This window comes from Pseudomonas moorei, assembly GCF_042846945.1.
Taxonomy (GTDB): Bacteria; Pseudomonadota; Gammaproteobacteria; order Pseudomonadales; family Pseudomonadaceae; genus Aquipseudomonas; species Aquipseudomonas moorei.
Window position 1 is genome coordinate 1,964,155 of the sequence record NZ_AP035776.1, and the last position, 10,882, is coordinate 1,975,036.

Genomic DNA, 10,882 nt, shown 5'->3' on the forward strand with positions numbered 1-10,882 from the left:
CATGGTCGATAGTGCCAAGGAGGCTGCCCACCGTGCAGCCTCGGATGCGGAACAGATTGCCTGGGTCGACGAGCAGGACAACCTGCTCGGTGCCCTGGTCCGTGCCGATCTGCGCGAGCGCGGGCTGATCGGGCGGGGCACCTACATCATGCTGTTCAACTCTGCCGGTGAGCTTTGCGTGCACCGGCGTACCCTGAGCAAGGCGATTTATCCCGGATATTGGGACGTGGCGGCGGGCGGCATGGTGCTGGCCACCGAAAGCTATGCCGAGTCAGCGGCCCGCGAGCTGGAAGAAGAGCTTGGCGTGAGCGGCGTGGAATTGACCCCCCATGACCATTTCTTCTTCGAGGACACTGGCAACCGGCTCTGGTGTTCGGCGTTTTCGGCGGTGTGGGACGGCCCTTTGATCCTGCAACCGGAGGAGGTGCTTGAGGCACGTTTCCTGCCGATCGTCGACGTGCTTCGGGAAATCGACGAAAAGCCTTATTGCCCGGACTCTTTGGCAGCGCTGAAACGCTATCTCAGGGCTCGCGGCGAAGACGTCGCAAAAGAGCTGTAAATTGGCGCCGATTGGCTCTTAGCAATCGGCGTTTTTGCCGTTACACTGCGCGACCTTTTGTAGGAGCGAGCCTGCTCGCGAAAAACGCAAGGACGACGCGTGCTGCCTGATGCCGCGCGTCATCGTTGACGTCCATCGCTGCGATGCGGCGAACCGACAAGCCAGCTCCTGCAGTGATGTACTGTTTCATTAGCGCTGCCCCTGCCTGAGTGGGGCTTCGCGGTCGATAGCCTTCCCAAGTGCTGCGACCAGTCTTTGTCCTCCCAAGAGGATTGCCGGTGGCCAAAAAAGCCGCATCCTTCGCCGCCCTTGGTGGCCTGGTATTTTCCACCGACGCAGGTCGTCATTGCCCGGATTGCAGTAAACCGGTGGACGCCTGCATCTGCAAACAGACCGTTATCCCGGCCGGTGATGGCATTGCTCGCGTGCGTCGCGAAAGCAAGGGCCGTGGCGGCAAGACGGTGACGACCATCACTGGCGTGCCGCTGGCCGAAGACGCGCTCAAGGAGCTGGCGACTACATTGAAGAAACGATGTGGCACCGGCGGGGCGTTGAAAGACGGGGTCATTGAAATCCAGGGCGATCATGTCGAGCTACTGTTGGCCGAATTGATCAAGCACGGTTTCAAAGCGAAGAAGTCCGGCGGCTAGCAGCCTCTGTGAAAACCACCTGCGGCTTGATCCAGTCCTGATGGCCTTCAGGTCTGGCGTCGTTACCATGGTTTTCACAGAGCCTGTTCATGACCGGTTTCTAAACTCACTGCGGTCGGCGGGGTCTATTCCTCGTTGACGAACCGTCATTTTCATTCTTTAGACTGCGCCGGCCTGAATCCAGGCGACGCACCATGACTTCTTTATAGGGGACTTCGATGTCCGTACGACGCACACGCAAAGACGATGGCAGCCAATGGACAGTTGCGGACAGCCGCAGTGTTTACGGGATTCGCCATTGGGGGGCCGGGTATTTCGCGATCAACGACGCCGGTCGCGTCGAAGTTCGTCCGAACGGCCCGAGCAGCTCGCCTATCGATCTGTTCGAGCAGGTCGACCAGCTGCGTAAAAGCGGCTTGTCCTTGCCGCTGCTGGTACGGTTCCCGGACATTCTGCAAGACCGCGTGCGTCAGTTGACCGGCGCGTTCGACGCCAACATCGAGCGCCTGGAATACCAGAGCAAGTACACCGCGCTGTACCCGATCAAGGTGAACCAGCAGGAAGCGGTGATCGAAAACATCATCGCCACTCAGAACGTATCCATTGGTCTGGAAGCGGGCTCCAAGCCCGAGTTGCTGGCGGTGCTGGCACTGGCGCCAAAGGGTGGCACCATCGTCTGCAACGGCTACAAGGACCGTGAGTTCATTCGTCTGGCGCTGATGGGCCAGAAGCTCGGGCACAACGTATTCATCGTGATCGAGAAAGAATCCGAAGTCGGCCTGGTGATCGAAGAAGCGGCGTCGCTGAAGGTCAAGCCGCAGGTTGGCCTGCGCGTGCGCCTGTCGTCCCTGGCGTCGAGCAAATGGGCCGACACCGGTGGCGAGAAGTCCAAGTTCGGTCTGTCGGCGGCGCAACTGCTGTCGGTGGTCGAGCGTTTCCGTGCGGCCGGCCTGGATCAGGGCATTCGCCTGCTGCACTTCCACATGGGTTCGCAAATCGCCAACCTGGCGGACTACCAGCACGGTTTCAAGGAAGCGATCCGCTACTACGGCGAGCTGCGCAACCTTGGCCTGCCGGTGGATCACATCGACGTCGGTGGTGGCCTGGGTGTCGACTACGACGGTACGCACTCGCGTAACGCCAGTTCGATCAACTACGACATGGATGACTACGCCGGTGTCGTGGTCGGGATGCTCAAGGAATTCTGCGATGCGCAGAGCCTGCCGCACCCGCATATCTTCTCTGAAAGCGGCCGTTCGCTGACCGCGCACCACGCGATGCTGGTGGTGCAGGTGACCGACGTCGAGAAGCACAACGACGACGTGCCGCAGATCGAGAATAAAGAAGCGCTGCCGGAGACCGTGCAGTGGCTGGTGGACCTGCTGGGTCCGACCGACATCGAGATGGTCACCGAAACCTACTGGCGCGCCACGCACTACATGAGCGATGTCGCCTCGCAGTACGCCGACGGCAAGCTGACCCTGGCCGAAAAGGCCCTGGCCGAGCAATGCTACTTCGCCGTGTGCCGTCGCCTGCACAACTCGCTGAAGGCGCGTCAGCGTTCCCACCGTCAGGTGCTGGACGAACTCAATGACAAGCTGGCCGACAAGTACATCTGCAACTTCTCGGTGTTCCAGAGCCTGCCGGACACCTGGGCCATCGACCAGGTCCTGCCGATCATCCCGCTGCATCGCCTCGACGAAGAGCCGATGCGTCGTGCGGTGCTGCAAGACCTGACCTGCGATTCCGACGGCAAGATCAACCAGTACGTCGATGAGCAGAGCATCGAAACCAGCCTGCCGGTGCACGCGTTGAACGAAGGCGAGGACTACCTGCTGGGCGTGTTCCTGGTCGGTGCCTACCAGGAAATTCTCGGCGACATGCACAACCTGTTCGGTGACACCGACTCGGTGAACATCTACCAGAACGCCGATGGCAGTGTGTATCACGCGGGTATTGAAACCCACGACACCATCGAAGACATGCTGCGTTACGTGCACTTGTCGCCGGAAGAGTTGATGACCCACTACCGCGACAAGTGCGCCAGTGCGCGCATCAGTTCCAGCGAGCGCACCCAGTTTCTCGATGCCTTGCGTCTGGGTCTGACCCGTTCGTCTTACCTCTCTTCTTGAGGTAAGCCCCGTTCTCATCAGGTTGTCTGAAAATTTTCCGTGCGCTTCGGAAATTTCAGATGACCTGGTGCGACGTCTCTCTTTTTCCAGGCGAAAAAACCTGCGTCTTCGGTCATCAGGCCATTTAGTCCTCTTTTCGCGTAGGTCATTTCCTAAGTTGTACTTCGCCTCTCTACTCGGCCATGTCTCTCGGCGAGAATCCCCGGCCGCCCCTCCTGTAGAGAATCGCCGATGTTCGATCCAGTCAACGAACCCGCATTTCGTCTGGACGTAGCTGGTCTGTCCGACGCCTTAGAGGTCCTGGCCTTTACCGGTAGAGAATCCATCAGCGAGCCGTTCGTTTTTGACGTGGAGTTGCTGATCGATGACCTGACCCTTGACCTTTCCAGCCTTTTGTACCGTTCAGCCTCTTTGCACTTCGGGCCAGCGGGAAACTGCGTGCATGGCCAATTGCACGAGCTGGTCCAGCGTGACCATGGTCCGGCATCCAGGCTCTGTCATGTACGGCTGGGTCCACGGCTGGCTTGTCTTTCCCAGCGGTTCAGCCAACGCATCTTCAGCGCCCGCACGGTGCCGCAAATCCTTGATCAGGTGCTCAGGGAGCACGGTATCGTCGGCCAGGCGCGCCGCTTCGAGTTGAGCGGCGATTACCCTGCCCGCGATTTCTGTACCCAATACCGCGAATCGGATCTGCAGTTTGTCCAGCGCCTGTGCGCCCAGGAGCGGCTGCATTACCACTTCGAGCACGGGGCACGGGGGCATTGCGTGGTGATTGCCGATGGACACGGGCATTTTCGTCACGGCGATGCGGCGGTGTTCTGCGCGGATGGCCAGCAACCGGCCGTGCGTCGTCTCGAGGTGCAGCGATGCGCGGACAACGCGGCGCAGACTGTGCAGTGCCATACGGACCTGCCGACGCTGCGCAGCGGCCAGTTGATGCCGCTCGCCAGACATCCGGTTGCCGAGTGTAATCAACCGTGGCTACTGACCCATGTCGAGCATCAGGGCAGTCAGGACCCGAACGAGCCCTACAGCAACCAGCTGCGCGCCATACGTTGGGAGGCGCCATTCGAGTCGTCCCATTCTGCGCAGAAACCGGCCATGCACAGCCTGCAGCGGGCGTGGGTGGTGGGCGTCGATGAATCCGCGCCTGATCCCGCGAGGCCCGTGGCGGTGCAGTTTGACTGGTTGTATCAGGGCGAGGGCGCGGCCCCCAGTCACTGTTGGTTGCCGCTCGCGCCGGCGCTGGAGGCCGAGAATGTCACAGGGTTGAGTGAAGGCACTGAAGTGGTGGTGAGCTTTATTGAGGGGGACCCGGATCAACCGTTGATCACCGGTTTTCTCCATCCGCCACAGTTGCTCGAAGAGGAAGAAATGCCCGCTTCGTTACCCCTCGACGATTGCCCGCCTGAGGGCGTAACGGACTGGTTGCGTTCCGGCGAGCCCTTGATGTTGCTTTGCCTGCTGCCCGGAGGCGGCAGTTTCAATCATTGTGCCCAGGCTTTCTGTGCCTGTCGGGCGGCGGCACGGCTTGGCCAGAGCGGTGCGGCATGATCGGCGTGGACACACCCGATTCGCTCCCGCAATGGTTGTTGCTGGATAAACCGGGCGCCCCGCAAACGGGCGCAATCCTGCAGCACCGGTTTGCTCATGCCCGGTGGTTCTGGTTGTTCGAAGGCACGGAGTGGCATGCGCTACGCAAACAAGGTCCGGTGCTGATCGATCTGCGGACTTGCCCGGCTCTGGCCGAACTTTGTCAGCGCGAGGCGCCTTACTGGCGTGGATTGCTGTTGGGCAGCGAGGCACCGGCATCGGCCTTGCTGACGCACCTGCGGCGCATGCTCACGGTCGGTTTCGGCGTACATCACCGCGCCTTGCTGAGTTACTACAACCCTTGCACCGCCAGTTACTTCTTCGATGCCTGCGATGCCGGGGAACTGAGTCGCTGGCTGGGGCCGATCAGTCAGTTGTGCTGGTTCGGCGGCACCTGGGCGGACCGGGCAAACGGCAGCCAGGGCTGGCAACGGTTGCTCAATCCGGGGCTTGCAGTCAGCCCGCTGGCGATCGAGGAAGCACTCAGTGCCCATCAGAAGACAAGGCTGCAAACCTGCCTGCTGGAGCACCACACCTGGCAATGGTGCCAGTCCACCGGCACCGATTACCGCACGCTGTGGTCCCATCTCCAGGAAGGGCTGACACTGGGTTTCAGCGAGCGTGCGGTGCTCGATGGCTGGCTATGGCTACGCTTGCAGTACCCGGAGGCTGTGCCCGACCTGCCGCTGCCGGGCGTCACTCAGAAAGAACGCCTCGAACGCCTGCGCAATCGTTGGCAAGACCAGCAACCCCGATAGAAGGTACGACACTGATGGCGAACAGGATCTGGCGGTTGATAGGGTTGATTGCGGGGGCTGTATCGCTGCTCGCGATAACGGCCTGTTCGCCGCTGAAAATGCTCAACGCCCTGACGCCCGATGGCACGTTCGACAGGTCCGAGGGCATTGCCTATGGCAGCGATCCGCGGCAAAAGCTCGATGTCTATGTGCCGCGTCATCCGATGGTCAATGCGCCGGTGGTGGTGTTTTTCTACGGTGGCAGCTGGAACAGTGGCTCACGCAGCGACTACAGCTTTGTCGGCGAGGCGCTGGCGTCCCGGGGAATGGTCGCGGTGCTGGCGGACTATCGGTTGTATCCGCAGGTGCGATATCCGCAGTTTCTCGAAGACGCCGCCGGGGCGGTGGCCTGGACCCATGATCACATCCGTCAATATGCCGGCAACCCGCAGCGTCTGTACCTGATGGGTCACAGTTCCGGCGCCTACAACGTTGCGATGCTGGCACTGGACCCCGGACTGCTGGGGGCGGTGGGCCTGTCGCCGCACGACCTCAGTGGCTGGATCGGTCTGGCCGGCCCTTATGATTTCCTGCCGATCAAGAATCCGGATGTGCGCCCGGTGTTTTTCTGGCCCGACTCACCGCCCCAATCGCAACCGATCAATCACGTCAGTCGCGGCGCACCGCCGGCGCTGTTGATGGCATCGACGGACGATGACGTGGTCAATCCGACGCGCAACACCGGCGGCCTGGCGCTCAAGTTGCGAGAGGCGGGTGTGCCGGTGCAGGATCTCTATTTCTCTCGCACCGGCCACGCCACGCTGGTGGCGGCGTTGTCGCGGCCCATGCGCGGGTTGGCGCCGGTGCTGGACGAGGTCACTTCGTTCGTCAGGGCAACCCCGCCTCAGTGAGCACGGGCGAACCAGCCATCGTTGCGCCGCAGACGCCAGGCAATGGCGCCCAGGGTCAGGCTGCGCAACACCATGAACAGCAGGAACGTTATCCACAGGCCATGGTTGCCAAAACCTTGCAACGCCCACCCGAACGGCACCAGCAAGGCCACCGTCAGCAGCATGCCGTTGCGCATTTCCCGGGCGCGGGTGGCGCCGATGAACAGGCCATCGAGCAGGTAGCTCCAGACCGCAATCAACGGCAGCGCCGCGAGATAGGGCAGATAGATGAACGCGGTGTCGCGCACACTTTGAATGTCGGTCTGCATCTCGATGAACAGATGCCCGGCAAACAGGAACAAAGCGGCAAAACCGAGGCTCGCCAGCAACGACCAGCCGCAGGCCACCACCAATGAGCGGCGCAGGGCTTCACGGTCGCGAGCGCCGATGGCATGGCCGCACAGGGCTTCGACGGCGTGGGCCAGACCATCCAGTGCATGAGCGGTCAGCAGCAGACCGTTGAGCAACAGGGCGTTGGCGGCGACGGTGGCATCCCCCAGCCGTGCACCTTGTACCGTGATCAGAAAAAACACCGATTGCAGGGCCAGGCTGCGGATGAAGATATCGCGATTGACCGCCAGCAGAGGGCGCCAGCTCTGCCATAGCGCCAGTGCGGCCCAGGCGATGTGCCCAGGATAGGCGCGCAGGGCGCGGCGGGTCATCAGCAGGCCGATCAGGGCGCCGGTCCACTCGGCAATGACCGATGCCCGGGCGGCACCGACCACACCCCATTCCAGACCGAGGACAAACCAGAGGTTCAGCGCGATGTTGACCAGATTGGTGCTCAGCAGAATCACCAGCGGCGCGCGGGCGTTCTGCGTGCCAAGGAACCAGCCGACCAGGGCGTAGCTGGCCAGCGCCGCTGGCAGGCCGAACAGCCGCGTATGGAAAAACACGCGGGTCATCTGGTCCAGTTCCGCCGACGGCTGCATGAAATGCAGAGCGATGCCACTCAACGGCACACCCAGCGCACCCAACACCACAGCCAGTCCCATGGCCAGCAACAGCCCTTGCAACAAGATCTGCCGCAAAGCCGCGCCATCGCCACGCCCGGCCGCCTGGGCGGCGAACCCGGTGGAGCCCATGCGCAGAAAACCCATGGCCCAGGCGAGAAAGGTATACAGGCTGGCCCCGACCGCCACGGCGCCGAGTTGATGGGCGTGGGGCAGGTGGCCGATGACGGTGCTGTCGACCAGCGCCACCAGGGGAACGGAGATGTTCGAGAGAGTCATCGGCGCAGCCAGCGCCCAGACCCGGCGATGGGTAGGGCGGTCGCGCCAGTCGGCGATCAGGTTGGACATGCGGGCTCCTTGAGGAGCGGGCATTGTAGCGACACATTTTGGATTGCCGCGATCCATTGTAGGAGCGAGCTTGCTCGCGAATGTCGTTAACGATAACGCTGAGGGCCTGTAACTGCGCGGTATTCTCAGGTTAATCGCGAGCAAGCTCGCTCCTGCAGGAGGGGCTTAGTGAACCACCCAGCTCAACAACCAGAGGCCCAGCATCAACCAGATGATCCCCATGATGAACGAGGCGTTCATGAACGCGCGGATCGCCGACCACAACACCACCAATCCCAGGATCAGCGTGGCGATGCTGATGATCGACGTGTCCATGCCCAGGGCGCGGGACAGGCCATCGACAAAATTGCTGCTGGCGCGGCTCATCATCTGGAACAAGCCGCTGAGGCCATCAACGATGAAACGGATGACTGAACCGAGGGCCTGGCCGAGCCATTCGAAAAAACCTTCTACCTGCATGGAATGAACGTCCTGATCAATGAGAGGCGGGTTGCCGGAGTTGAGCCTTGGGCTGTCGATTGCGGCGCCGAGTTCCCCACAAGCATAGAGGGTTGTCCTGCAACTGTGGGAACGACCCCATCACCATGACTCAAACTCTGCCGCTTGCCTTCATCCGTCATCCCCCCGAAGCTATACGCCTTCAGGAGAACCCGATGAACCTTGTTGAACTGACCGAACGCCTGCACGCCATCCGTGACCGCAATGACTGGCGGCAATTTCACAGTCCGAAAAACCTGGCCATGGCCGCGAGCGTCGAAATGTCCGAGCTGGTGGAAATTTTCCAGTGGCTGACCGAAGACCAGTCGCGCCAGTTGCCGGCGGAAAAACTGGCCCATGCCGGACAGGAAGTCGGCGATATCGTCCTTTATCTATTGCTGTTGTGCAGCGAGTTGGGTCTGGACATGAATGAAGTGGTGCGCAGCAAACTGGCGGACAGCGAACGGAGGTTCAGCTGATGAGCGACCGTCACTTCGATCAGTTGGCCACCCGCTTCGCCGAAAAAATCTACGGCGGCGCCAAAGGTGCGATCCGGCTTGCGGTGCTGCAGGCGGATCTGGCCGAAACCTTGCCGGATCGCCCGCTACGGGTGCTGGACATTGGCGCTGGCCTTGGCCACATGTCGCTGTGGCTGGCGCAACGCGGCCATGAGGTGACGTTGGCCGAGCCTGCCGAGCCCATGCTCGAAGGCGCCCGCCAGCGTTTCGCCGACGCCGGGCAAAAGGCAACGTTTATCCAGGCACCCTGGCAGGATCTGCTTGGCCAACTCACCGAACCTTACGATCTGGTGCTCTGCCATGCGGTGCTGGAATGGCTGGCCGAACCCCACGCGATCCTGCCGGTGCTGCATCAGCTGACCAAGGCCGACGGCTGGCTGTCGCTGGCCTTTTATAACCGCGATGCACTGATCTACCGCAATTTGCTCAAGGGCCATTTCCGCAAGATGCGCAAGAACGATATGGCCGGCGAGAAGCAAAGCCTCACCCCGCAACAACCCCTTGATCCACGGGAGTTGGCGGCGCAACTTGATGGTTTGTGGCGGGTCGAAACCCAGAGTGGCGTGCGGGTTTTTCACGATTACATGCCGGTGGAATTCCAGGCCCGCGCCGAGCTGGTGGACTTGCTGGAAATGGAACTGGCCCACCGTCGCCATCCAGGCTTTGCCGGGCTTGGGCGTTATTTGCACTGGATTTGTCGGCCGGTCTGAGCGGAGTAAAAAATGAACAGTCGTTCCGGGTTGTTAGTTCTGTGTCTGGGGTTGGCGGCTTGTCAGAGCAGCAACCCGTATGTGGCAACCTCCAACCCTTTGCCACCGGCGCCGCCTCAGGCAGCCCACACCTTCGACCGCAGCGCCTACCCTGCTGCTCCACGTGATTACGGTCGCTACCGCAGTTGGGCCTGGCTCAACGGGCAACTGCCGCCGGGCAGTGTCTGGGCCGACTCGGCGCAGGTCGCCGAAGCGGTGAGCAATGCCCTCGATCAACGCGGCTTGCGCCCTCTGCATGACAATCGTCCGGCGGATCTGTTTGTCAGCGCCAACCTGCGCCTGGAAACCCGCCTGCGTCAGGTCCAGGATGACTACGGTTATTACGGCGGTGGCTACTACGGCGGTCACCACGGTTATGGTAACGGCGTTGGCATGTACAACACGGTACCGATCATCCGCACTTATCAGGAGCAAGTCGTGGTGGTGCAGGTGGATCTGTTCGACGGGCAAAGCGGTCAACCGGTCTGGAGTGCCAGCGCAGAAACCCGGAGCCAGGGCACGCAGACCGAACAGGCTGACGCCATACGGGAGGCTGTAGAAAAGGCAATGTCGGCGTATCCTCCCAGTTAGCTTCTGTGGTTGAGGAGCACTCCGCAGGTTCATGTCTTCTACCGGAGAATCATCATGTTCCGCCGTTTCGTTTTACTGGCAGCGGCCGTACTGCTCAGTGCCTGCGCCGCCAACCAGGTCAATCATGACTACGACGCCAGCCGCGACTTCTCGGCCTATCGCAGCTGGAGCTGGAAAGAACCTGCCCTGCAATATCGCCCCGATGACCCGCGGATCAAGAGTGATTTGACCGAACAGCGCGTGCGCCAGTCGGTGGCCGATCAACTGGATCAGCGCGGCCTGCGCCCCGCCGCCGCGGGTACCAAGGGCGATTTGAGCGTGCAGACCTACCTGATAGTCGAGGAACGTCAGCAGCAGGTCACCACCAACTATGGTGGCGGTTGGGGCAACCCGTGGAACGGCTATTGGGGCGCGCCGATGTACAACGAAACCCGCGTGGTTCCTTACAAGGTCGCCACCCTCCAGATTGATCTGCTCGATGGCAAGGACGGCAAACTGGTGTGGCGCGGCAGTGACGAGCAGATACTCAGCCGCACACCGAACCCCTCGGACCGTAGCGATGCGATACGCGAAACGGTCACCCGGATACTGTCCAACTATCCGCCAAGATAAATACAACACCCAC

At 61.4% G+C, this 10,882-nt stretch carries 12 protein-coding genes; 10 read left to right on the plus strand and 2 right to left on the minus strand.

Going from position 1 to position 10,882, the window contains the following annotated elements; all coding sequences use genetic code 11:
- The first annotated feature begins 1 nt into the window (after window position 1).
- The 6 genes from ACGJAX_RS09150 to ACGJAX_RS09175 all read left to right on the plus strand — a co-directional run bounded on the left by ACGJAX_RS09150 (window position 2) and on the right by ACGJAX_RS09175 (window position 6,582).
- Entirely contained in the window at window positions 2–559 is a 558-nt protein-coding gene (locus ACGJAX_RS09150; RefSeq protein ID WP_390958501.1) for an NUDIX domain-containing protein, read from the plus strand.
- A gap of 278 nt (window positions 560–837) precedes the next feature.
- Window positions 838–1,209, plus strand: coding sequence for a translation initiation factor Sui1 (locus tag ACGJAX_RS09155; RefSeq protein ID WP_247257143.1), 372 nt, complete (start codon window positions 838–840; stop codon window positions 1,207–1,209).
- A gap of 218 nt (window positions 1,210–1,427) precedes the next feature.
- Window positions 1,428–3,341: an arginine decarboxylase gene (gene speA, locus ACGJAX_RS09160; protein WP_090328711.1), complete on the plus strand. Its 1,914-nt coding sequence runs from the start codon at window positions 1,428–1,430 to the stop codon at window positions 3,339–3,341.
- A gap of 231 nt (window positions 3,342–3,572) precedes the next feature.
- Complete coding sequence (locus ACGJAX_RS09165) at window positions 3,573–4,895, plus strand: contractile injection system protein, VgrG/Pvc8 family (protein WP_390958503.1); 1,323 nt, start codon at window positions 3,573–3,575, stop codon at window positions 4,893–4,895.
- On the plus strand, window positions 4,892–5,692 hold the full coding sequence (locus tag ACGJAX_RS09170) for a DUF4123 domain-containing protein (protein WP_390958505.1): 801 nt from the start codon (window positions 4,892–4,894) through the stop codon (window positions 5,690–5,692). The genes ACGJAX_RS09165 and ACGJAX_RS09170 overlap by 4 nt, the downstream gene beginning before the upstream one ends.
- A 14-nt stretch (window positions 5,693–5,706) precedes the next feature.
- Window positions 5,707–6,582, plus strand: coding sequence for an alpha/beta hydrolase fold domain-containing protein (locus tag ACGJAX_RS09175; RefSeq protein WP_390958509.1), 876 nt, complete (start codon window positions 5,707–5,709; stop codon window positions 6,580–6,582).
- On the opposite strand, the gene ACGJAX_RS09180 is transcribed toward ACGJAX_RS09175, so the two are convergent.
- Together ACGJAX_RS09180 and ACGJAX_RS09185 are read right to left on the minus strand one after the other, a co-directional pair.
- Window positions 6,576–7,922, minus strand: coding sequence for an MATE family efflux transporter (locus ACGJAX_RS09180; protein WP_390958511.1), 1,347 nt, complete (start codon window positions 7,920–7,922; stop codon window positions 6,576–6,578). The two genes, ACGJAX_RS09175 and ACGJAX_RS09180, sit on opposite strands and share 7 nt — an antisense overlap.
- Window positions 7,923–8,087: 165 nt before the next feature.
- On the minus strand, window positions 8,088–8,381 hold the full coding sequence (locus ACGJAX_RS09185) for a hypothetical protein (protein ID WP_090328721.1): 294 nt from the start codon (window positions 8,379–8,381) through the stop codon (window positions 8,088–8,090).
- A gap of 194 nt (window positions 8,382–8,575) precedes the next feature.
- On the opposite strand from ACGJAX_RS09185, the gene ACGJAX_RS09190 reads away from it, so the two are divergent.
- From ACGJAX_RS09190 to ACGJAX_RS09205, 4 genes are read left to right on the plus strand one after another with little or no spacing between them, the layout of a single operon-like run.
- On the plus strand, window positions 8,576–8,878 hold the full coding sequence (locus ACGJAX_RS09190) for a MazG-like family protein (protein ID WP_045060320.1): 303 nt from the start codon (window positions 8,576–8,578) through the stop codon (window positions 8,876–8,878).
- Window positions 8,878–9,627: a methyltransferase gene (locus ACGJAX_RS09195; RefSeq protein ID WP_390958513.1), complete on the plus strand. Its 750-nt coding sequence runs from the start codon at window positions 8,878–8,880 to the stop codon at window positions 9,625–9,627. The genes ACGJAX_RS09190 and ACGJAX_RS09195 overlap by 1 nt, the downstream gene beginning before the upstream one ends.
- A 12-nt stretch (window positions 9,628–9,639) precedes the next feature.
- Window positions 9,640–10,257, plus strand: a complete 618-nt coding sequence (locus ACGJAX_RS09200) for a DUF4136 domain-containing protein (RefSeq protein WP_247257137.1) — start codon at window positions 9,640–9,642, stop codon at window positions 10,255–10,257.
- Window positions 10,258–10,311: 54 nt separating this feature from the next.
- Window positions 10,312–10,869, plus strand: coding sequence for a DUF4136 domain-containing protein (locus ACGJAX_RS09205; protein ID WP_247257136.1), 558 nt, complete (start codon window positions 10,312–10,314; stop codon window positions 10,867–10,869).
- Window positions 10,870–10,882 lie beyond the last annotated feature (13 nt).

Excerpts from the sequence above, each read along its gene's own strand:
- ACGJAX_RS09195 (WP_390958513.1), top strand. The coding sequence starts at position 8,878 with ATGAGCGACCGTCACTTCGATCAGTTGGCCACCCGCTTCGCCGAAAAA.
- ACGJAX_RS09170 (WP_390958505.1), top strand. The coding sequence starts at position 4,892 with ATGATCGGCGTGGACACACCCGATTCGCTCCCGCAATGGTTGTTGCTG.
- ACGJAX_RS09185 (WP_090328721.1), bottom strand. The coding sequence starts at position 8,381 with ATGCAGGTAGAAGGTTTTTTCGAATGGCTCGGCCAGGCCCTCGGTTCA.
- ACGJAX_RS09205 (WP_247257136.1), top strand. The coding sequence starts at position 10,312 with ATGTTCCGCCGTTTCGTTTTACTGGCAGCGGCCGTACTGCTCAGTGCC.
- ACGJAX_RS09180 (WP_390958511.1), bottom strand. The coding sequence starts at position 7,922 with ATGTCCAACCTGATCGCCGACTGGCGCGACCGCCCTACCCATCGCCGG.
- ACGJAX_RS09200 (WP_247257137.1), top strand. The coding sequence starts at position 9,640 with ATGAACAGTCGTTCCGGGTTGTTAGTTCTGTGTCTGGGGTTGGCGGCT.
- ACGJAX_RS09190 (WP_045060320.1), top strand. The coding sequence starts at position 8,576 with ATGAACCTTGTTGAACTGACCGAACGCCTGCACGCCATCCGTGACCGC.
- ACGJAX_RS09175 (WP_390958509.1), top strand. The coding sequence starts at position 5,707 with ATGGCGAACAGGATCTGGCGGTTGATAGGGTTGATTGCGGGGGCTGTA.
- speA (WP_090328711.1), top strand. The coding sequence starts at position 1,428 with ATGTCCGTACGACGCACACGCAAAGACGATGGCAGCCAATGGACAGTT.
- ACGJAX_RS09165 (WP_390958503.1), top strand. The coding sequence starts at position 3,573 with ATGTTCGATCCAGTCAACGAACCCGCATTTCGTCTGGACGTAGCTGGT.
- ACGJAX_RS09150 (WP_390958501.1), top strand. The coding sequence starts at position 2 with ATGGTCGATAGTGCCAAGGAGGCTGCCCACCGTGCAGCCTCGGATGCG.